The organism is Ornithinibacillus californiensis (assembly GCF_001038485.1).
Lineage (GTDB): Bacteria > Bacillota > Bacilli > Bacillales > Amphibacillaceae > Ornithinibacillus > Ornithinibacillus californiensis.
The window spans coordinates 51,097-73,041 of sequence record NZ_LDUE01000063.1 but is presented as its reverse complement, the minus strand read 5'-3'; the positions used below and the strand labels follow the sequence as shown (position 1 = coordinate 73,041).

Here is a 21,945-nt window from a genome sequence, read left to right as displayed (position 1 = left end):
AAAAGACGGTGCATACTTTCTTAATAAAACCAGTTACTAGTTTCTACTATTTCTTTTTTATTGGTACCCATATTTCACTATAATAGTCCTCTGAAGAAGGATCATCCTCACTTAGATAAACCTCCATCTCTGGACCACCAGCATGCTCATACCCTGTAGCGGGAAACCACTCTGAGAAAATTCTCTCCCATACTTTAGGCATCGCATCAGGCATAGCGCCTATAACGGAAAAAACAGCCCAAGTTGCACTAGGAATTACTCTTTCTTCCCACTCCTCTGGGATAGATTTAACATTTTTCTCAGTTGCAATAAAGTATGTTAAATTTTCTTGTTGTTGATCAAAATCCATACATATTCCTAGTAAGCCTAATGGTCCACAATTTTTTGCTAACTCTCTTGAAAATCCATTTGTATTGGATTCATTCCAAAAGGCTGCAATCTTTCTATTGTTTTCTCCACCAATCGTAGTCGTGCGAATACTTTTACCTACAACGTGAAATGATTCCTTTTCTACAATCTTGTAATCCATCTCCACATCTCCCTTAATTTGAATATGGAAAGAGAGTTTCGGAAAGGCTTTAAGTGAATGAATATCTTTCTTTGCGAAAGTGGGACTTATACCGTGAATACTCCGAAAGGCTTTTGTAAAAGCTTCTGGACTCTCATAACCGTATTTCATAGCGATGTCAATAATTTTAACATCACTATTAATAATTTCTTGAGCCGCTTTTGTAAGTCTCCTATTACGAACATATTCACTAACTGTAAAGCCGGTCAGCATACTGAACATACGTTGAAAGTGAAACTTAGACATATATGCCTTTTGAGCGATTGCTTCTACTGTTAATTCACCGTCTAAATTCTCTTCAATATACTCAATACTTTCAATCATACTTTGCAACCTTTCCAACTAAATCACTCCTTCCTGTATTCATTCTAACAATGCATTCTTATGGATTCCTGTCTTTTCATGCTCGATTAAGACAGTAAAGAAGCACCTTTAACAGATGCTTCTTATCGATGTGTAACACCTCATGTAATTTCACTATGACTCATAATCTCGGTTCCATTGATTGCTTGTGTTGCTAAATGATCGGCTTCCCTATTCTTTTTTCGTGGTACTAATTGGTATTCTGGTGTTATTCCTAACTGCTCTATCTTCTTTTCAATTCGATCCATCCACCGAAGTAATTCTTCCTCATAACACGGCCATTCATCATTTAATTGATTAATAACACCTTGCGAGTCTCCAGTAAAGGTTACTGGTAAATGATGAACACCTAGAAGTTCCAATTCGGATACACCTAAATGTAGAGCAGCATATTCTGCTTCACTATTCGTATTAAGCTCCTCTACTGCTGCATTCCTTCTTATTCTAAATTGCTTACCATCCTGCTCGTAATAAATCACAACGCCTAAACCTGACTGCTTCGTTTCAATATCAAATCCGCCATCGAAGAATACAACTATATGATGTGGCTCGGAGTCCACACTTTCTACATATTTCTTTAATTCTTTATACATCCATGTGGTTTCATGGTTATCATAGAAAGTCATACTCTTAATACGTATATTTTTTTCAAAATCTTCCGCTAACAACAAAGCCTTTTCCGGATTCATCTCATCTGAGTGAAAAGTAGCCTCCGTACCCTTTGGTGTACGATAAGTGATTTCAATTTTAATCTTCAATTATAATCATCCTCATTATGTATTGGATAGTTATATTTTCAACCGAAATTCCTGCATCATACCGTTTCACCCATTATAAAAGAACTCTAAGAAATTTCCTAGAGTTCTCCTTCATTAGCTACGTTTATTAACATATTGACGTTTATTATCAACTACTCCGCTTAATACGATAGGCGCAGGATCCTTATCGATATCTAATTCGATGTCAGCCCCATCTTCCGGTAAAGTTTCATTGAAAATTTGTTCATACTCTTCAATAGAGACTTCTTTCCTTGTATCAAATAGTTTATTATGACCTTCGATGTTTAAGTGTTCTCTAAAATTTGGTTGAAGAACTCCTGAGAAGAGTTCCCCAACAGCTCCTGATCCATAGCTAAACATGCCAATTCTAGCGCCTTCTTTGAGATCGTCCTTATTTTCCAAGAGAGAAAGTAAGCTTAGATAAAGAGACCCTGTATATATATTCCCAACATTACGGTTATATAGAGTACTTACTTGATAATTTTCTAACAACCGCTCTCTATCAACTTCAGGTGCTTCTTCAAGGACCGTACGCAAAGCTTTTAGTCCCATTTTCGTATAAGGAAGATGATAGCAAATAGCCTCCATATCACTTAACTCTAACCCTGATTTTTCTTTATAAACTTCCCAAACTTTGTTAAAGAATAGAATGTACTGTTCATTAGAAAACTTACCATCTACAAAAGCCTTGTCCGAATATATCGGTCTCCAAAAATCCATAATATCGTTTGTTAAATACACATTATGACTCTCTAGTTCCATGATTCGTGGATTAGCGCTAATAATCATTGCTACAGCACCAGCACCTTGTGTTGATTCACCAGGAGTATCCAAGCCATAACGGGCTATATCGGATCCTAGCACGAGTACTTTACTCTCCGGATTCAAAGCCACATGACCTTTAGCCATTTGTATCCCTGCTGTAGCACCATAACATGCTTGCTTCACTTCCACCGCACGTGCATGCGGATTTAACCCTACTAAACGATGGACATAAACTGCTCCTGATTTCGAATGATCAATTCCAGATTCTGAACCAAAAATTACAAAATCTATTTTCTCTCGATCTTCATCGTCAATAATACTTAACGCTGCATTAGCTGCTAAAGTTACAGAATCCTGTGTAATTGGTGCAACAGCCATTTGGCTTTGCCCAATTCCAATAGTAAATTTAGCAGGTTCAACTCCTCGAGCCTCCGCTAATTTCTCCATATCTACATATATATGTGGCGTGTAAAATCCTATTTTTTCGATCCCTATTTTCATGTTGTCTTCTCCTTTAATACAGTTTCTCTGCCCCTATTATATCTATATGTGAAAAATCACACAAATCAAAGCACATTTATGTAAAGGGAGCTTGTTAATTTCAACAAGCTCCATTTCTATCAAAATTTAGCCGTTATCTCTTTTACGTTTATTCTTCTTACCGTTAACATTTAAGAATTCACTATCACTAGCAAATTCTGTATCACGCTTCCCATTACGTTCTGGTTCGGTATTATATTTGATTCCATGGTTCTTTTGTCTACCAGTATCTCGGTTCATATTTTTATTTTGCTCAGACATAATTCATCCTCCTAGTTGTAACATATTCAAGGATTATTATGTCCATATTAGTTATTCTTATTTCTCAGTGAACTGATATTCAACCTCTTCTTTGCCCATCGTTACTTTCATATCGAATTCATCTAGAAACCAAGTGTCTTTTTCCCCAAAATAAAAAATAATCCCATTAACTTCTTGTTTAACTCCAATTTCACCGTCCTGACCAATTGAAAGTCCAAGGAAATAGTTAGGGTGGTCTGTTTTAATTCCACCATATATCTTCAAGAAAAAATGAACATAATCTCCTTCTTCTAAGCCCATTTCATCTATATACCACTTCGCTGCTTCTTCTGTGATTTGCAAACCCATCGGTACACCCCACTCATCTTATTTAAAACCTAACCTTATTCTACTATAGCTTAACTCAAAAAGTGGAGGATATGACTTAAGGAATTCGAAAAAAACATGACAATATGAATATAGACTAACTTTTCATAGCACTATTCGTTATACTTATAATTAGATAAGTTCATTAGGAGAAAATGTTATGAATAAAGATCAAATCCCGTGCCGCTGTCATCATAATGGCCCGACAGCATGTGTAACCCAAGTCCCCATATTCAATCACTTAGAAAAAACGTATTTAGATGAAATTATGACGATGACCCGATCAATTTCTTTTAATAAAGGAGAACATATCTATCATGCTGGAGACGAAGCTGATTCGTTATATATCGTGAATAAAGGACAAATTAGAATCTACCGATTAGCAGAATCCGGTAAAGAACAGTTAGTAAGAATATTAAATTCTGGTGACTATACTGGGGAATTAGCATTATTTAAACAATCCCTACATGAATCCTATGCAGAGGCTATTGTAGCTACTAATATTTGTGTGATTAAACGAGATGACTTACAAGAATTACTATTGAAGTATCCAACTATAGCAATGAAGCTGCTTTCAGAGTTTTCTAATCGACTTGAGCAATCTAAAAAACAAACGACACGTTTCTCAACGGAAACTGTTGAGAAACGAATTGCCCTATTTCTTGCCGAAAGTATTGACCCTGATGAAGATACGGATGAACTCACACTTCCAATGAGTAAGAAAGTCTTAGCATCCTATCTAGGTACAACTCCTGAAACTATTAGCCGAAAGCTTGCTGAACTAGAAGAAAAAGGATTAATCAAACAAAAACCTCATAAACGAATTGAGGTCTTGGATTTGGATGCTTTATTGTTAATTTGATCTGTTTTGTCAGATTTATATTTAATACCAAAAAAGACCTCCCCCAACTGGAGAAGTCCTTTGACTAAACTATTTATCTTTATAACTTGGACTTAATTCACTCCAAACATCAAACATATTTCCATCTAAATCGTAAAAGATAAAGTTATTACCAGGGTGACCGCGATCTTCTATTTCTCCAACTCTTACTTCTTGGGATTTCAGAAATGATTGAAATTCTATAAGCTGTTCCAGACCATCCACCTCAAACGTAAACAAGAAATGGTCTTTTTCGCGACTATCTCTAAATCCTATTTTTTCACCTGGCATTGCTCTCACAAGAAAAAAGCTCTGATTTGCAAAGTCTAATATTGCTTTTTCTTCATCACGATAATTCTCTTTTGCACCGAGTATTTCTTGATACCATCTTGAAGACTCTGCTGGACTCTCTACAGGTAAATAAGTTGTTCCAACACGTTTTATAAAATTGCTCATTTTTACTTCCTCCTTTTATCCTGGTAATAATTTAGTAAAGTATAATCTCCTACTGTCTGTTTTTTTTTGAATTACTTAATTCCATACAACCTCCAACAAAGAAATCTATTAACCTAATGCCTTTTCATAACATCTACATTCATGTACTCGCTTGAACTTATCCTTTATTTCTTCCTTTTGAACTCCTATATAATGAGCAAAAGCTTGAACAGGATAGAGTTTAGGTATTTCACTCGAAATATGGCCCTTTAATTCTTCGTCTCCTTCAAGGTATACATGGAGATAGGAATCCATTCTTTGAAACTCACTTTTCTCATACCAGGTATTTACCCACTGGTCATCTCTCGTCCACGCCTCTAGTCGATTCAATCCTTTCACCTTTGCTATCTCTTCCCCTTTTAGTAGAAGTTTGGATGCAATTCCCTGTCGTCTATAATCCGGATGAACTGCTATATGCCAAATCATACCACCAAGTCCTGAACCTCTTGAGCATACAGTTCCTTCCTCTAATTCATACTCAATATCAAGGATCCCTACAATTTGTCCGTCTTCCACTGCTACTAACTCTATTGCTGGATTATCATATTGTTCTTTTTCCCTTAAAACGTTATCAAAATAAGCTGTGTCCAAAAAAGAAAGCACTCTACACCTTACCCAGCCATGTTCGTCAGCTGGTACATAATCTCTAATTTCCATTAACTTCTCCTCTTCTAACTACATAGAAATTTATCCATCTAGTGGCTACCTACTTATATCCAGATTCTGTTCACATCTATTAATCTTGAATTATCGAATGTTAACACATAAATATCAGGCATCTCTAATTGCTTCCAAAACTCAAAACCATACTTTGAATTATAATAATTCATCATTAACACCATGATATTACCATGTGTGCCGATTACAATATTTTTATCTGGATGTTCTTGCATAACCTTTAACAGACTTATAATGCCTCTTCTTTGAGCAACATTGTTAGACTCTCCACCTTGAAAGGAATAATCATAATCCTGCCAAACCTTAGTGATAGCTTCATTAAAATCTTCTACAGGATAATCCGATAAAAGTCGCTCTCTAAAGTTGTCCTCAATCTGAATTGGTACATCAAGATAATCTGCAACTCCTTGGATAGTTTGAATAGCTCGTTTGTATGGGCTTGAATAAACCAAATCTATATCTTCTTCTTTTAAGAAATCCGTGACTTTTTCAGCGTCTTTTAATCCTTTTATTGATAATGGTCTATTTAGCTCGTCTGGTGTATAGATAGAATGTGCATGCCGTACGAAGTATATTTTGTTCACTATAGCTTCTCCCTTTTCTTTATATAGAAAATATTACCATGATTTAGATTTTGGCGGAAGAGAAAGTATTCAGTTAATGTCAAGTAATTATGTTCCAATTTTCACAATATCGTAACCACTAGTTGATGGTAAACTAACATTAAAGGTACAATAATTTCCTTTATAAGGGGATTTTGGGTTCTAAAAGTAGCACGAAACTAGCTATTTTCCAAGATTTAGAAGACTTACTGGTTTCAATTAGTACCACGAAGAGATTTTTTAAAGATGCCTACCTTTCCACGAAGGACTAAAGGCCGATGAAATATACATTGTAAAGTCTGGTCTTGTACAGGTATCAAAATTAACAGTTGACGGGAAAGAACTGATTCTACGTATTTGTAGCCATGATGATATGGTCGGTGAATTGTCCTTATTTAGTGATGACCAAATATTTATTAAGTGGAAAGGTACTTTCTTCAGGAGAAGTACAAGTCATAAGAAAAGAAGAATTAGAAGAAGCGTTGGTTTCAAACAGTAATTTAACCTTTGAATATATGAGATGGTCTAGCACCCAGATGTAGAAGTTTCAATCTAAAATTAGAGACCTCTATTAAATGGTAAAAAAGGAGCACTTTATTCTACATTGTTCCAATAGAACGCTCAATTCAGATAATTAATGTCTACCATTTTGTGGTAGACATTTTTTGTGATATTGTCCCATATTTCTGTGATTTGTGCCTAGTAATAATTTCCACTAGTTTTTGAGAATCCGACTCCTACTTCCCGCCTCAACCTCTAATACTATCGCCTGCTCTTAAATAACCTATTCGTACTTTAGTCTCAGAAAAAATATATTGAACTCTGTGAAGATTCTAATTGCAATTTTTGTAAGTTAAATTTACTATTGGATATAAGATTATTTTTCAATATTTTCAAACTCGACAAAAAATTAACAAACTCAAATGTGAAAAGGCATTGAAGGGGTACTCAATATGATGAAATTGATGATGATTCACGAATTCAAAATGATGATGAGAAGTAAAAAGAACATTTTATTTATCATTGCACTAGTTAGTTTAATTTTAACTTACTCACTTTTAGTTCTACCTGCTACCGAGACACCGGATTCTTTTGATGCAGAACAAATGAAAGTAGAACTAAAAAACTTAGATGCTGTGCGACAAGGTATGATTGTTAGAGGTGGGACAGGTTTTGGCGGAATGACCGGAGCACCTTACGCAAATAACACATACGCTTATAAAGTACAATCAAGAATGGTACAAGCTTTTGAAGATGAGAACTTCCATCGCTTCATCCAATTACGGATGAAAGGCTTTGATTATAACGTACAAAGTGCAAGCCGAGATTGGATGCTAATAGCTAATTCACCATTTCCTGGTTTGGACCAAAGTCGGGATGTCAGCTTAAAAAACCTTCGCTATCAAGGTTACTTAGATGCAAATATTCCTATAACTTATGAAATGATTGAACAAAAAACTGCTTTGCAGACGATTGTTAACTTCCTCTTAGGAACAACAGCTTTAATAGTAATATTTTGTTCCATTTACTTCAGTAGTGACATTATTTCTAGAGATAGGCAGCATCGCACAATTCTACAAGGAATGCCAATCGGTTGGTATCGACTAATTAATGTAAAGTCTGGAGTTGCCTTTGGTTACACTCTTTTCGTTCTACTTGGGTTATTACTACTAGCGGTGGTCATTATATCTATACAAAATGGTTTTGGATCTTTTAATCTTTCTGTTCCAATCACTTTGCCTAGTTCACAACCTGACGATTATTTCGGCTACAGATTCAGTGAATTTGATACGATTTCAATAGCGAAGTTTCTTTTACTAGCACTAGGAATCATTCCGGTTCTGATTTACTTATTTATTCGCTTAAATGCAATTTTGAGTCTTTTATTTAAAAATTCCTGGCTTGTCCTAATGGTCAGTACGGTTATCTTATTTTCCGAAAGAATCTATTACTCTAGGACATTAAATGAGCTTTTTGGTATTAACATTAGTCATCTTCCTCAGACATACTTTGACTTTGGAAGAATTATATCTGGTGAAAAGTACTATCTCTTACATCTAGATGCGATTAACTATCAAAAAGGAATTATCGTATTACTGATAACCATTTTAGTAATAGAAATTTCCTTATTTGTAGTTTCCCGAATCATAAGTAAACGTCGCTTCTACCATAAAGCAGCATAGTGAATAAGCACAGTCGCTGTGCAACTTAGCTAAGCGATTGAAGACAGAAAGGATAGTCGATATGTTTTGGAAGTTTACCCTTTTTGAAACGAAATTATTATTAAAAAATAGAAAAAGTTGGTTTGTTGCTGTTTTCCTTCTGGTAATTTTCGCTTTGTTCTTTATGTACTATAGTCAAGATGAACCAGTGTCATTAAAGGATAAGAAGAGAGCAGAAACTAATACGTCATATGCCGTCTTTGAATACCTTGACCTTCAGAGACATGATCTACCTGAAGTTGCAGAAGTATACAACTATCATACTCAAATTCAATCATTATTAGGAATGCAACTATGGTACATAGGTAATGGCGACGATAGTGATCAATATATCGAGAATGGCTTAGAAATAAACAAATTACGATTAACTGTACACGAACTAGGAAATGATGGTATCCCTGAACATTTAATCGTTACTAAAGAAGACATATTAAAAGAAGATGCTTTATTACATTATATTAAAGATAATAATCTACCAATTGAATCAGATTCTTTTGCAACGAATCATTATATAACAAATGCATTAGCTATGATATCCGGACTATTATTCCTCGTAATCGTACTAATTAGTGGTAATGAAATGCTAATTTATGAACAAAGACACCAATCGGTTATGAAAGGCTTTCCTTTATCGTTTATGAGTAAAATATATAGTAAAATAATGATTTATTTCACACATGTTTATAGTTTTTTACTTCTAGGATTCTTAGTTGGTAGTATCTATGTAGCTAATAAATTTCAGGCGAGTGAGTTTTCTTTCCCAGTATTAGTCTATAAGAATGAGAATTTTATAGCACTATCAACTGGGCAGTACCTATTCTATATCTTCTTAGGATTTGGACTAGTAATTCTCTTATTACTATCGCTATCGATTTTACTTAATATGTTATTCAAAAATGCCTTTGCTAATATTCTTATTGGGTTAGGATTCTTTATCCTACCAGACATAGCAACAGCAGCAGGAATTCATGCACCATTCTTACATCCGATTAAATACATCGATATGTATAAGGTACTCTCAGGCGATCTTGCTACTACACTAGGCAATGGTTCTATTGATTATTGGAACGCAATGGCTACTCTTGGAATAATAACTCTAGTATTAATTGGTATAATATATGCTGTTAACAAGTTTGCCTATCAACGCGTACCAAAAAACGTTCCATTGGAAAAAGCTTTCTAAATAAAAAGTTTATCTTAAAAAAAGACTGGAGAATTTGTGAGAAAAGAGGATCGTTATGCTAAAACTCGAAAATGTTACGGTTAAATATAAAGACAAAGTAGTATTGGATAACCTATCGTTAACTGCAGAAAGTGGAGAAATTATTGGTCTAGTTGCACCAAATGGAACTGGTAAAACTACTTTATTTAATGTTATTTCGAACTTTTTAAAACCGAATAAAGGGAATGTAACATTTCAAGGGAATCTTCAATATAAAACAGAACGAAAAGAAATTTCCATCCATAAACAGCTAGCCACCTTCCCTGATCAAGGAGACTTATTTGAGGAATTGACAGGTGTCGACCACATGAAGTTGTATGCGAATATGTGGAAAGGTACTAGTAAACATGTAAAAGAGATTTACGAACAGCTACATATGGAAGGCTATGTAAAAAAGAAAGTAAAAACCTATTCATTAGGTATGCGTCAACGATTATGTTTTGCTATGATTGCAGCAGCTGATACCCCTATGATGCTGATGGATGAGGTAATGAACGGTCTTGATGTAGCTAACGTTTCACTTATTTCGAATCATTTAATGAAAATGAAACAAGACGGAAAACTAATATTTGTTGCGTCCCATTTATTATCTAATCTTGATTTATATGCTGACCGGGTTCTTTATTTAAAAGGCGGCGATATAATCCATGAGCAGACTATGAATAAAACTACCGACGAATATATTAAGTTTGAATTAGCACCTGAACAATACAAAAAGGTAGCATATATGCTACCAGAAGACCATCTTTATATCGCGAATCACTTATGTTGTATCCCTATAAGCAATATGGATACTGATGAACAAAAAGAATGGGTAGTAAAATTGGCAGCTATCAAAGAGAAGGAACTAACTATAGGACCACTCGGAACAGCGGAATTCTATGAAAAATACTATCATGAAGATTAAAAGATTTAAGATTACTAGGAGGGAAAATAAATGAAACGGATCGTTTTCCTCAGTTTGATAACATGTATATTCGTTTTAATTGGCTGCAGTCAGCAACCCTCGGATAAGGTATTACTTTACGAGGAGAACAATGAAATCATTGGTCCAGAGCGAGATGAGATTGTTGGAGAAATAAGTGATACTATTTACGATTCCATTGACCGCAGTAACGCTAATGCACAAGAGTTAATGATTGGTCCCATTGAGGGAACTGGGGAAGATATTACCCCTCCTGAGGGAAGATACACAATTACAGGACAATCACCAAATGGTAACCCACAGTCAGGAAGATTACTTGTCTACGATGAAAATGGCACACTCTTAATAGATGAATTAATAGATTATGGGTATGGTGTAGGTAGTGTCACCGTTGATTTAAACGGCTCCCATATCGTTCATATTGATGGTTTAGATCAAGCTATGTTCACGCCAACACCTACACAGATTTCGAATCAATTATCTGCGGGAATCTGGGAGGTTGGAACGGATATTGAAGCAGGGAGCTACTCTGTTATGGCTGATTCGGGGTATGCCTTTGGTGATCTAATTATTTTGGAAGAAGGAAAAAATCCTAGAGTCTTTGAAATATTGAACACAACTCCTGATTCAAAAATAGATGTGAGCTTAACAGAAGGACAGAAGCTAAAAATTTCTGGACTATCTCTTCTCCAATTCAAACCACAATCTTAGAAAGTAAAAAAAGGTGAATACTAGTCCGCTAGTATTCACCTTTTATATGTCTTCTTCCATATACTCTTCATCATCAATAAACAATGATTGAATAAAGTAAACCCCAATTCCTATTGCCATAAATAACGATGTCCATCCAAGTGCCTCCCTCCCTGCACTGATAACGACTTTACTGTAAATCTATATCACATTTCTTGATGTGACATTTATCACAACCATTGCTAAAAGTAACCTTTCGATCAAGATTGTCAAAGAACGTTAATAATATATCCACGAATTATTCATTTTTCGCGTTAAAATAGAAAGAGTAGTGTTTAGAACAGATTGGAGAATTATTGATGAAAAAGACTTATATATTTATAGTAGTTCTAGCAGTAGTACTTATCGGTGCAATTATTCTACTAGTAAACTGGACGCGGGATGATACATCCTCCCCTAACGCGAAAGATGATATGTCTCATTTAGTAGAGTCAAAGCCTTTACCAATACCACCTTTACTAGAGGACTTAAATCCTGCTCCAAGCAAAGCAGAATTCCATTTAACCGCAGCACCTGGTATGACAGAAATATTAGATGGTGTGGAATCAGAAACGTTGGGATATAACGGGAATATTCTTGGTCCTGTCATTAAGGTCCGAAGAGGTGAAGAAGTTAAAGTAAAAATGAAGAATGATTTGGATGAGTCAACTACATTACACTGGCATGGACTTCGTGTAGATGCTGAGGATGATGGTGGACCTCATTCCGGTATAAAACCAGGCGAGACATGGGAACCTGAATTTACCATTGAACAACCAGCTGCAACGCTCTGGTATCATCCTCATATGATGCATTCAACAGCTAAACAAGTCTATGAAGGGCTTGCAGGGCTATTTATTATTGAAGATGAAATATCGGATAGTCTAGAAATACCAAAAGATTTTGGCGTAAATGATTTTCCATTAATTATTCAAGATAAAAGGTTGGATTCTAGTGGAAACATGCAGTATGATCCTGGAATGAATGACATTATGATGGGGTTATATGGAAATGCGTTTCTAGTGAATGGAGCAATCTCCCCCTACTTAGAAGCACCTAAGGGAATGGTCCGTTTACGACTTCTCAATGGTTCAAATGGTAGAACGTATGAACTGAAGTTTGATAATAATCAGGAATTTCACCAAATTGCTAGTGATGGGGGATTTTTAGAGAAACCAGTAGAATTGACAACTCTTCGTTTAAGCCCTGCGGAAAGAGCAGAAATATTAGTTGATTTCTCCACGTTAGAAACTGGCGATACGATCGAATTAATTGATACTGTATCAGAACTTGGGAAGACAATTTCAGATAATCATGTTTCGTTAATGAAATTTATTGGTACAGATGAGCAAACAGAACTCTTCGAAGTACCAGATCAATTAACAGATATTGAAAAGATTGATCCAACTAGCTCAACAGTTACTAGGGAAATGGTTATGGCTGGTGTAGGAGCTACGTTAACCATTAATGATAAATCCATGGATATGGGACGAATTGATGAAGTCGTCAAATGGAAAGACACAGAAATTTGGGAGGTGTCCAATCAACGTACTGGAACTCAAGGGGGGATGCCTCACCCATTCCATTTACATGGTGTACAATTCCAAGTTTTGGATCGTGATGGTAATCCTCCACCCGCAAATGAAACTGGCTGGAAAGATACAATACTAGTTCAACCTGGAGAAACTGTACGTATTATTACCAACTTTACGCATAAAGGTGTATTTATGTATCACTGTCATATCCTCGAGCATGAAGATGCAGGCATGATGGGACAATATGAGGTGAAATAATAAAGAAAGTCGCAGGTTTGCTTCCTTCTCTGCGACTTTTTTATTTACTTAATTTCTTTGTAACAGTTCTTTCGATAATCGACCATGGCACAAACTTTTTTATGAACCATAATGAATTGGCACCTTTTCCAACTCGATATCGAAATTTCGGGCGGTTCGATTTGCAAACTTTAACAATTACTTTAGCAACTTCCAATGGATCACCTGCATTTTGAAAAGATTGTTTTGCAAAGGCAAGTGCATTTTTCTTCAAAGTGTCATCATGAATCACAGCACCTATTTCCAATCCCTTTTCCCAGATTCCGGTTTTAAAAGAAGCAGGCTCTATAAGAGAAACATAAATCCCTTCTGAAATTAGCTCCAATCGTAAGCTTTCACTATATCCTTCTAATGCAAATTTAGATGAGCAATAAGGGCCCATTCCAGGAAAACCAAAATAACCACTGACACTGCTCAGGTTAATAATTTGTCCCTTCTTAGAATTCTTTAATAGTGGTAGGAAGTTAGAAGTTGTTTGAATCACACCTAACACATTTGTATCATATTGCTTTTGCCAGTCTAATATAGTTAGATCAGTAGTGAATCCCCCTTGGGAATAACCTGCATTGTTAATTAAAACATCTAACTTATTAAAACGGTTTTGCACCCACTGGCTTGCTTGCTTAACTTGTTCTTCTTTTGTCACATCCATTTCAGCAACAAATATTCGTTCCTCTAAATCTAACTGCTTTACCATCTCTAATAACTCATCTTTATTCGTTTCGGTTCTCATAGCTGCAACCACAAAATAGTTTGCCTTTAATAACTCCATAACGATAAGTTTTCCAAACCCACCATTAGCACCCGTAACCAACGCGACCCTCATTACACTTCCCCCTTACTACTCATTTGCAAGCTGATCATAAAGGGAAATCGTTTCCTCTTTATGTTCTCTGTTTAAAATAACAAAGTCATCCCCAAAAACTATATATAAGTAGGGACCTTCACCGCCTTTAATAAATAATCTACCCTGACCATAAGGTTCTTCCAGCTTAAATTTCCCTTTCTGTACATTTTCTGAAGAAAAACCATTTGTCCTCATGATTACCTCAGGAAGTTCCTCTAATAATTCAACATTTTTAATTTCATCGATTGGCCATTCCAATCCATACATCCCACTTATAATAAGGTGATTAGCTTCAATTTTAACCTCATTTTCTGCGCTCCCAGTGTACAGGGCACCAACGATTACCCCTACAGTAACAACCGAGATACTATTTACTATCCATAGATACCGCTTCCTCTTATGTGGCACTTCGAACCTTTGAAGATAGATTATTCCACTTAAGAGGAATACAATGAATAGTCCAAAGCCAAATTCTGCTCCATAGGGAATACGTAGAATGGATAATAGTGTTGCCAATAATAATAGGTAAAAAGAATAAGTGAAAATTTTACCAAGAGTAGTAATATAGCCTTTTTCGATTAAATAATCTTGTTCTTTTTTTGGACGATTATTAAAACCAGAGATTAGGCTATATTCTTTCTTTTTGACAATTAAATAAGTTAAACCTCCATGAATAATTAACGTCCAGCCCATTACAATGATGAATATTAACATTCCTTTTGACACGAAAAACACCTCAACTTCTAATTAACTACTTCTTATACGATTGTGATTCCGATAATGTTTCTAATTGTTCTGGCTCTGGTAACAACAGATTCATTATAACAGCCCCAAACAATATCAATACGGAAACATAAAGCGCCAATTCATAGCTACCATAAATCGTATAAACTACTCCTGGTACGTAAGCACCTAATGCAGACCCAATTTGATGAGCAAGTGATAAACAACCGACAATAAATCCAATAGAGTACGCTTTAAAGTACTGTGTTGCTAATAGTTGTGTTGGTGCTACCGTAGCAAAATCAACTAAACCAAAAATAATTGCAAAAATAATCAAAAATGTAGAATCCTGCATATATATCAACATACAAATCGATAGGGCTCGTGTTATGTATAAAAATACTAATACCTTTCTACTACTCCATTTGTCTACTATAATACCAGACAGCAATATTCCAATGATATTGAAGGCAGCTAAAACACTTACTGCTGTACTTGTTACAACCGTCGAATGGCCATGGTGATTTGAATAGGGAATGAGATGTGTATCCATTAATCCAGTAGTTGTAAAACCACAGATCAAAAATGGTAACATCAAAAACCAGAACTTCCTCATTCGAAATACGACCCATATTGATGTATTGTTAGTTTCTTGTTCGTCAGGCGCAACCGGCTTTTCCGTATTCCCTCCAAATGGTAATATACCTTTATCGCTTGGATGATTTTTTAATGCCAATAAAACAATCGGAAAAACAACAACCATTAAGAATAAGCCTAAAGATAAAATAGTCACTCTCCAGTCAAAATAATAGATTAATAGCAATGATCCTGGCACTATTAGCATCTGACCAAAGCCAAACCCAGCTTCTAATACCCCAAGTGCCAGTCCCCTTCTCTTATTAAACCAATTGACAACAAGTACAGTCCCCACGACATTTGATGCACCTCCGACACCAATTGAAACAATAGAATATAAAATAAATAATTGCCAAGGAGCTGTGACAAAACTAATGAAAGAAAAACAGATACCAACTAACAACGTACTATACGAAAGAATTACCTTTGCACCGCACCTATCTACTAACCTCCCAATTATAGGTTGAGTCACACCATAAATAATAAAGCTAATAGTTGAAATAAGAGATGTCATTCCCCTATCCATAGAGAAATCATTTTCCCACGGTTCCATAAATGCACCAAAGGCGAGTCGCCCACCTTGTACCGCTAAAAAGGCTACAAAAATAACAAATACAATAACCCAAGCGTAATGCAGCTTCCCTCTCATCTGCAGCTCCCTCTTTTCTAATATTAATACTCGTTAGTTTAGTACGAATAAAACAAAATTACAAGAAAATTTAAACTAAATGCTCCAATTAGCTTTGAAGTTTAGTTAAATCTGACTTGACCAAGTTTTCTGAAAGTGGTAATTTTTACTTATCTCTATAAGACTTTTCAGCAAGGATGGTAAGTATATGCGACTAATATTATCAATCATTGGGGTAATTATATTTATCCTTTTACTCGGAGCAATTCCATTGTCCATTTCTATCACAGACGATAACTTGATCTTTGACTTTAGCATCGTCGTAGACCTTGTTATTAATTATTTGCAAGGGGTTTGGAATGGAGAGTCCTTTATCTACCAAGAGGGCATTGGACGAAGTTACAGTATTCTACAAGATATACCTGACTATTTTCTTACAACGTTGCATTATTTACTAATTGCAGGATTTGTTACTGTTTGTATGGGAATGTTCATTTCTGCTTGGTATAGTAAGTCACAGAAGGAATGGATAAAAGATATTATAGGATTCTTAGGAACAATCCCTGATTTTATCCTGGTGTTATTTTTACAACTAGGAGTTGTAGCTTTCTACCAATCAACTGGATTTCATATCGCCAAAGTAGCATCTCGATCAGCTGATGAAAATGCGTATTTATTACCACTAATTACATTAACACTTGTTCCTACCATCTATATAATCCGAACGCTTTCTGAGCGTACGTATGATGTATTATCGGAAGACTATATTTTAACTGCTAAGGCAAAAGGGTTAAGGAAACGTTTTATCTTTATACATCACGTGGTACGAAATGTACTACCTTATTTGAAGGCAGATTTACATAAGATTTTAGCCATTATGATGAGTAACTTATTTATCGTAGAATACCTATTCAACATTCGTGGCATCACCGCTTTTATATTCGGTGGAACGATGTATCAATACAATCTTATTGTAAGCACACTAGTAGCCTTAGTTTTTCTATATCTATTAATCTATTGGACTATTCGCCTCCTAATTCTCTTACTTGAAAGGGTGTTTGCACATGACTAATTGGCGTTTATGGGTTGGCGGTATAGCTACTAGTCTAATCATATTGATTGCCTTAATAGGTCCAATCTTAGCCCCATATGAGAAAGATTATGTGGAACCAACAGGATACTATTATAACGGTCCAGATGACTTTGGCTTTCATGCTTCACCATATCCTCCATCGAAGGAGCACCTATTAGGTACTGATGAATGGGGGTATGATATCCTAACGTTGCTACTTTATGGGGCAAAGTATACGGTATTTGTTGGCATTGGAGTGGCATTGTTCAGAATCTTCATTGGTGGAGCACTGGGCATTTGGTTTGGGCTGTCACTTAGCAAGAAAAAAAAGACAAATTCTGTATTCGGACTACTGGGCAGTATCCCTGCTTTTCTTATTATTTATTTTCTATTAATTGGTATTACTATTAATTCACCACTTTCTGTCATGGAACTAGTTACATTACAATCCATATTAATGATTCTTTTAGGTTTTCCAGGGGTATATGCTGCTATTTACAGCAAGACTAGTGAACTAGCAAAGGAAGAATATATTACTGCTACTAAAGCGCTTGGAGCAGGAAAGATTCGAATCATGCGTAAACATATTCTACCCCATTTAAAGGGCACTTTACTTGCCATGTTTATTAAGGAGATTATATTAGTTCTGACATTAATTGGTCAGTTAGGAGTCTTTAATCTTTTCTTAGGAGGAACCATCCTAAGACTCCATGGACCACCTGTTTATATTTCAATTAGTAGAGATTGGGCAGGGTTAATCGGACAATGGAGATCGTTTATCTACGACTTTCAGTGGATTCTCTTCTTCCCGTTACTTGCATTTATACTGATGTTGTTTTCCTTTTACATTTTATCGCGAGGAATAGAACTAAAGCAGAAAACTACTCTGCAAAAATTCCCTCACATTTAAAAAAAGCCAGAATGAAGCGCTCTAAAGTTTAGGAGCGCTCCATTCTGGCTTTTTTCACAGTAAAAAGTTATAACTTTACTAATTTATCTACAGACGTTTAGTTCACTTGGTATTTCATTGCATGTAGAATCTTTTGTTCAATCTCATCAATATGCTTATCCAATGAAATAGCTAGCTCTTCAATTAAAATGGTTAGCGTTTTGGATAATAACTTCTTATCTTGTTCTGGAATATGTCTTTTCTCGAGCACCATTTCTTGCTTCCTCTTCATTAACGTATTCACAACTTTGGATATGTCTAAACGATCTCCGGATTGAATAAGTTTGTTGTATTCCTTATTTCGGATTTTTACATCCTCAATCCACTCTACACCTGGTTCCTCAAATGATTTTAAGATGGTATCCGCTTGGTCCTTATTCATCATCTTTAACATATTAACTTTAACATTATTGACCGGGATATTAATTCTTAATTTGGAATCCTCTATCGGATGCAACTCATAATAAGTTCGTGTTTTACCTCCGTAGGTTTTTTCACTAATACTGTCAATCTTACATACACCATGATCAGAATATACAACCAATTCTCCAATATTAAACATTGGCTTCTCTCCCAACTCAAATTGTCAACTTAGTTTACTAAATTAAGTGTATACCACTTCCGCCGCTTTGTCAACTTAGTTGACAAATGCAACTAACTTCTTATATAGTAATCACGAAGAAAAAAACAGGAGTGAATGAATTGGAACCTCAATTTCAAAACCTTGACTTAATAGATACCTTAAGTGAACGACACCTACAACTTCGAAGAATGACACAAGAACTATGGAACAAACGAAGCAATATCTATTTATCTAATACAGAATGGTTTATCATAGCTCGAGTTTACAAACAGGAGACAACCATTTCCCGTGTAACAAAACAAGTTGATATTTCCAGACAAGCTACCCATAAGTTTATAAAAAGGCTAGAGGCTAAAGGCTTAGCTGTAACATTTAATAAAGAACATAACAAAAAAGACAAATTCTTGCGCCTAACCACTCTAGGCGAAGAATGCTATGAAAAAAACGAAGCTCTCAAGACTGAAATTGAAGCAAAGGTTGCAACAAGCATTGGAATCGAACAATTAAATACATTGAGAGAAATATTAAAGTTAGATTGGGGTTTGGAGTAAATTCCCTAACGGTACAGGATTTACTCTTCAAAAATCTGTTAACATATTTACCATTATTAACATCAGGAGATGCTTGAATTGATTACAGGAAATACAGACCAGTTAGAGTTAATTGATAGAGAAAGTAAATTAGAAGCCCGTATCTATCAAATTGGTGATAAAGTAAAAATTAGAAAGATAGAGAAAGCAAACAATGAGTTAGGTTCCGAGGATTATTTTTACCTAAAAAGTTTTGAAAATAAAACGGGTATAATAAGTGAAATTACGAATAATAGCACTGGAACCAATTCATATCGGGTCGAATTTAATGAAACAAGTTTTGGATATTTTTATGAGAAGGATATGGAATGAAGGAACAAAGTGGCTGGGACAAAAGTAATTCTATCAAAGGTAAATCCGAACATTATTATTAGTGCACATAACCCGCCCCGGAAATATACTGCGCTTTTACTTCCAGCACAGGAGCAACATCTGCTCGAAAGTACCTCGCAGTGTTTCCCTTGCCGTGGGCGGCTGGTGAGCCTCCCACAGGACAAGGAACGCTTCGGCAGCGACTCATCGCACGCAGAAAAAGCGATCTTCTTATTCAAGGAGTCTCCGTATATTTCCGGGGCTAATATGGCTATTGTTCGCATTTAATTCCTTTGATTTAGTTATGTCCCAGCCTCTGTTTGAATAACCTACATGCTAGAGTACCTTATTACATATTCTTATCTATAAATCGTTCTAATTCTAACCGCAAATTTTCAACTTCTTGATAAGATACGTTCAATCCACCATAGCGAACTTTTTGATAGACATGTATATTCACTTCCAACCCAATCCGCTTCAACCATTCATCAATAGTTTCTGATTTTTTTCTTCCTAGTTGATGCTTTGCTGTTTTACGTTCAAATTGATGTACTAGCACCCTCACTCGATGCTTTTTTCCAATCCTCCATTTTTTAAGAAGTCCTCTATTTTCATCGAATCGGTAGTTAGCACTTTCTGTAACTAATTTATTTGGTTTTCCTTCTAACCTATCTTGAGCCAGTCTATCCCCTTTAAATATTAAAATGATGGTAATCAGACCAATTACACTAATTATCATCCCAATACCAAAGTATCCGCCGAAAGCATTTGCAATTAATTTATTTTCAGTTATAAATTCTGGTGGTGACCCCATTCCCCTCACTAAGTTTATCTCTATTTCATTTACGGTTTCATCTTCAATAAATGAGATAAAATTCAATACTCTCCCTAAATTCAAGAAAATGAAATAAATAATAGCGTCCCACGCTTTTATGATAAATTCTTGTTTACTTACCCAAAATGCTAAGGCACCACCAAAACATAAAAATATAATTAAGGAGCTAAGTATCCTAAGGTTAAACCATTTTAGCCTATTATGATGGATTGTCGCTAAGTTGCTATACAAAAAACAAATTACATTCACAAGTAATTGAAGTAATAGAAATCCAATCGAATAGAATTGTTCCGTTATTAAATAGACAATTAACGATAAGGTAGCAGTTAATATAATATAACTAGCTTCTTTTCCTATAACCATTACCTCACGAATACGTATATATCTCCACACCATAATAGTAGATAGGGCGATACTTAAAATCAGAGAATAGCCGAATAACAAGAAACCAGGAATCAATATAAGAACAATAAGATAAAAATATGGGTAAGCTATTTCCCTTTTCTCTAAAGTTGTGAAAATTACACATAATGGAATAGTAAATGTTAAGATGCTCCAAGCAGGAATCCAATTATAATAAAAATGGATTGGTAAAAGCATGATAATCGATATGATTACGTTCTCGGCTATAAAATGGTATAAATCAGATATAAATTGTCGATTTAAGTTCATCGTAATCCCTCTTATGTAAGTTTTCTAATATCTCATAATATGTCTATCAATCTTCACATGTACTCTACCTATCTATATATAAGTTAATTAGACGATCGCTCGAACAAGATACCGTGAAAAAGTAACAGGTAATCCTTTACAAGTTGCATATTGTACAAAAATCCTACGCACATCTGTAGAGTATTCTTCTTCCAAATCACGATATACGGTTTCCTTTTGCCCAAAACAGCAAAGCCTTAAAATATCATCTGGTGATTGGAAATATTCTAGACTATTTATTTCTTCTATACTAACTTCATGGTACCTACTATTTCTTAATCTTTCTTCAACTCTAGCTTTAATTTTTTGCGAATTTGGTTGAAATAAATCTGGAAAAAGATAAACTAACTCACACCCATTTTTATCACCGGGATGAAGGCCTAATACCTCGCCACCACTTTTTACTACTTCCCCTAGTAATGGATAGGCAGAAGTTGGTCCTTTACGAATATATGCAAAGTCAAACTCATCAGCCTGGAATGGCAAACCATCCTTTATATCACCAATAACAAATGAAACGTTCTGCTTTTTGTTTTTGTTGCCATTTTTAATGAAAGAATCAGTATTATCAAAACCGATAACTTTTTCAGCAATTTTGCCACACTGGATCGTAAAATCCCCATGGCCACAACCTATATCTAATACAGCTTTGCTTTCAACTCTTTGCATAACTTCTGCATCGAATATGGATTCACCATTTGGTTCATCTACTATTGAATGCCAGGGATATTGATATTTACCAACGAACTTTCCAAGCTGTTGATACCATTCCTTCGAGTGTGGTTGTAACCAATCAGGATGTGTGGAAGGATTTGAAAAGTTTTTCATTAAC

At 35.3% G+C, this 21,945-nt stretch carries 25 protein-coding genes; 11 read left to right on the top strand and 14 right to left on the bottom strand.

Annotated features, from left to right (window positions below; genetic code table 11):
* Nucleotides 1–46: 46 nt before the first annotated feature.
* The 5 genes from TE34_RS16665 to TE34_RS16650 form a co-directional block, all read right to left on the bottom strand.
* Complete coding sequence (locus tag TE34_RS16665) at nucleotides 47–910, bottom strand: AraC family transcriptional regulator (RefSeq protein ID WP_047985952.1); 864 nt, start codon at nucleotides 908–910, stop codon at nucleotides 47–49.
* A 122-nt stretch (nucleotides 911–1,032) separates the two neighbouring features.
* Nucleotides 1,033–1,689, bottom strand: coding sequence for a reverse transcriptase-like protein (locus TE34_RS16660; RefSeq protein ID WP_047985951.1), 657 nt, complete (start codon nucleotides 1,687–1,689; stop codon nucleotides 1,033–1,035).
* 114 nt (nucleotides 1,690–1,803) lie between these two features.
* The gene (locus tag TE34_RS16655; protein ID WP_047985950.1) at nucleotides 1,804–2,976 is read right to left on the bottom strand and encodes a hydroxymethylglutaryl-CoA synthase; all 1,173 of its coding nucleotides are present in this window, start codon (nucleotides 2,974–2,976) and stop codon (nucleotides 1,804–1,806) included.
* 126 nt (nucleotides 2,977–3,102) lie between these two features.
* Nucleotides 3,103–3,276, bottom strand: a complete 174-nt coding sequence (locus TE34_RS21270) for a hypothetical protein (RefSeq protein WP_169749109.1) — start codon at nucleotides 3,274–3,276, stop codon at nucleotides 3,103–3,105.
* A gap of 57 nt (nucleotides 3,277–3,333) precedes the next feature.
* Nucleotides 3,334–3,624: a HesB/YadR/YfhF family protein gene (locus TE34_RS16650; RefSeq protein WP_047985949.1), complete on the bottom strand. Its 291-nt coding sequence runs from the start codon at nucleotides 3,622–3,624 to the stop codon at nucleotides 3,334–3,336.
* Between the two features lie 178 nt (nucleotides 3,625–3,802).
* On the opposite strand from TE34_RS16650, the gene TE34_RS16645 reads away from it, so the two are divergent.
* The gene (locus TE34_RS16645; protein ID WP_047985948.1) at nucleotides 3,803–4,504 is read left to right on the top strand and encodes a Crp/Fnr family transcriptional regulator; all 702 of its coding nucleotides are present in this window, start codon (nucleotides 3,803–3,805) and stop codon (nucleotides 4,502–4,504) included.
* A gap of 69 nt (nucleotides 4,505–4,573) precedes the next feature.
* On the opposite strand, the gene TE34_RS16640 is transcribed toward TE34_RS16645, so the two are convergent.
* The 3 genes from TE34_RS16640 to TE34_RS16630 form a co-directional block, all read right to left on the bottom strand.
* Nucleotides 4,574–4,978, bottom strand: a complete 405-nt coding sequence (locus tag TE34_RS16640; RefSeq protein WP_047985947.1) for a VOC family protein — start codon at nucleotides 4,976–4,978, stop codon at nucleotides 4,574–4,576.
* 108 nt (nucleotides 4,979–5,086) lie between these two features.
* The gene (locus TE34_RS16635; protein ID WP_047985946.1) at nucleotides 5,087–5,674 is read right to left on the bottom strand and encodes a GNAT family N-acetyltransferase; all 588 of its coding nucleotides are present in this window, start codon (nucleotides 5,672–5,674) and stop codon (nucleotides 5,087–5,089) included.
* Between the two features lie 53 nt (nucleotides 5,675–5,727).
* Entirely contained in the window at nucleotides 5,728–6,279 is a 552-nt protein-coding gene (locus tag TE34_RS16630; RefSeq protein ID WP_047985945.1) for a histidine phosphatase family protein, read from the bottom strand.
* A 301-nt stretch (nucleotides 6,280–6,580) separates the two neighbouring features.
* Between TE34_RS16630 and TE34_RS21530 the strand changes: the two genes are divergently transcribed.
* From TE34_RS21530 to TE34_RS16605, 6 genes are all read left to right on the top strand, one after another.
* Nucleotides 6,581–6,796: a cyclic nucleotide-binding domain-containing protein gene (locus TE34_RS21530; protein ID WP_330218318.1), complete on the top strand. Its 216-nt coding sequence runs from the start codon at nucleotides 6,581–6,583 to the stop codon at nucleotides 6,794–6,796.
* Between the two features lie 454 nt (nucleotides 6,797–7,250).
* Nucleotides 7,251–8,480, top strand: a complete 1,230-nt coding sequence (locus tag TE34_RS16625) for a hypothetical protein (protein WP_047985944.1) — start codon at nucleotides 7,251–7,253, stop codon at nucleotides 8,478–8,480.
* A 61-nt stretch (nucleotides 8,481–8,541) separates the two neighbouring features.
* Nucleotides 8,542–9,702: a hypothetical protein gene (locus TE34_RS16620; RefSeq protein WP_047985943.1), complete on the top strand. Its 1,161-nt coding sequence runs from the start codon at nucleotides 8,542–8,544 to the stop codon at nucleotides 9,700–9,702.
* Nucleotides 9,703–9,757: 55 nt separating this feature from the next.
* On the top strand, nucleotides 9,758–10,648 hold the full coding sequence (locus TE34_RS16615) for an ABC transporter ATP-binding protein (RefSeq protein WP_047985942.1): 891 nt from the start codon (nucleotides 9,758–9,760) through the stop codon (nucleotides 10,646–10,648).
* A gap of 30 nt (nucleotides 10,649–10,678) precedes the next feature.
* The gene (locus TE34_RS16610) at nucleotides 10,679–11,377 is read left to right on the top strand and encodes a hypothetical protein (protein WP_047985941.1); all 699 of its coding nucleotides are present in this window, start codon (nucleotides 10,679–10,681) and stop codon (nucleotides 11,375–11,377) included.
* A gap of 338 nt (nucleotides 11,378–11,715) precedes the next feature.
* Nucleotides 11,716–13,188, top strand: coding sequence for a multicopper oxidase family protein (locus tag TE34_RS16605; RefSeq protein WP_047985940.1), 1,473 nt, complete (start codon nucleotides 11,716–11,718; stop codon nucleotides 13,186–13,188).
* 40 nt (nucleotides 13,189–13,228) lie between these two features.
* Here the strand turns inward: TE34_RS16605 and TE34_RS16600 are convergent, their stop codons facing one another.
* The 3 genes from TE34_RS16600 to TE34_RS16590 are packed head-to-tail and all read right to left on the bottom strand — an operon-like array spanning nucleotide 13,229 to nucleotide 16,082.
* On the bottom strand, nucleotides 13,229–14,053 hold the full coding sequence (locus TE34_RS16600; protein WP_047985939.1) for an SDR family NAD(P)-dependent oxidoreductase: 825 nt from the start codon (nucleotides 14,051–14,053) through the stop codon (nucleotides 13,229–13,231).
* A 15-nt stretch (nucleotides 14,054–14,068) separates the two neighbouring features.
* The gene (locus TE34_RS16595) at nucleotides 14,069–14,800 is read right to left on the bottom strand and encodes a DUF3784 domain-containing protein (protein WP_053075115.1); all 732 of its coding nucleotides are present in this window, start codon (nucleotides 14,798–14,800) and stop codon (nucleotides 14,069–14,071) included.
* A 25-nt stretch (nucleotides 14,801–14,825) separates the two neighbouring features.
* Nucleotides 14,826–16,082 (bottom strand): MFS transporter, encoded by a 1,257-nt coding sequence (locus tag TE34_RS16590; protein WP_047985938.1) that lies wholly within the window; start codon nucleotides 16,080–16,082, stop codon nucleotides 14,826–14,828.
* Nucleotides 16,083–16,269: 187 nt separating this feature from the next.
* Here TE34_RS16590 and TE34_RS16585 point away from each other — a divergent pair, with 187 nt between their 5' ends.
* A complete protein-coding gene (locus tag TE34_RS16585; protein ID WP_047985937.1) occupies nucleotides 16,270–17,133 on the top strand; it encodes an ABC transporter permease subunit in 864 nt (287 codons plus the stop codon).
* Entirely contained in the window at nucleotides 17,126–18,043 is a 918-nt protein-coding gene (locus TE34_RS16580; protein WP_047985936.1) for an ABC transporter permease, read from the top strand. Before TE34_RS16585 ends, TE34_RS16580 begins: the two co-directional genes overlap by 8 nt.
* Before the next feature lie 97 nt (nucleotides 18,044–18,140).
* Here TE34_RS16580 and TE34_RS16575 read toward each other — a convergent pair whose 3' ends face one another.
* On the bottom strand, nucleotides 18,141–18,644 hold the full coding sequence (locus TE34_RS16575) for a CarD family transcriptional regulator (RefSeq protein ID WP_047985935.1): 504 nt from the start codon (nucleotides 18,642–18,644) through the stop codon (nucleotides 18,141–18,143).
* A gap of 140 nt (nucleotides 18,645–18,784) precedes the next feature.
* Here TE34_RS16575 and TE34_RS16570 point away from each other — a divergent pair, with 140 nt between their 5' ends.
* Both TE34_RS16570 and TE34_RS16565 read left to right on the top strand, forming a co-directional pair.
* Entirely contained in the window at nucleotides 18,785–19,216 is a 432-nt protein-coding gene (locus TE34_RS16570) for a MarR family winged helix-turn-helix transcriptional regulator (RefSeq protein WP_047985934.1), read from the top strand.
* A 78-nt stretch (nucleotides 19,217–19,294) separates the two neighbouring features.
* Nucleotides 19,295–19,567, top strand: a complete 273-nt coding sequence (locus TE34_RS16565; protein WP_047985933.1) for a hypothetical protein — start codon at nucleotides 19,295–19,297, stop codon at nucleotides 19,565–19,567.
* A 349-nt stretch (nucleotides 19,568–19,916) separates the two neighbouring features.
* On the opposite strand, the gene TE34_RS16560 is transcribed toward TE34_RS16565, so the two are convergent.
* Nucleotides 19,917–21,074: a hypothetical protein gene (locus TE34_RS16560; RefSeq protein WP_047985932.1), complete on the bottom strand. Its 1,158-nt coding sequence runs from the start codon at nucleotides 21,072–21,074 to the stop codon at nucleotides 19,917–19,919.
* A gap of 87 nt (nucleotides 21,075–21,161) precedes the next feature.
* Nucleotides 21,162–21,941, bottom strand: coding sequence for a class I SAM-dependent methyltransferase (locus TE34_RS16555; protein ID WP_047985931.1), 780 nt, complete (start codon nucleotides 21,939–21,941; stop codon nucleotides 21,162–21,164).
* Nucleotides 21,942–21,945: the final 4 nt, after the last annotated feature.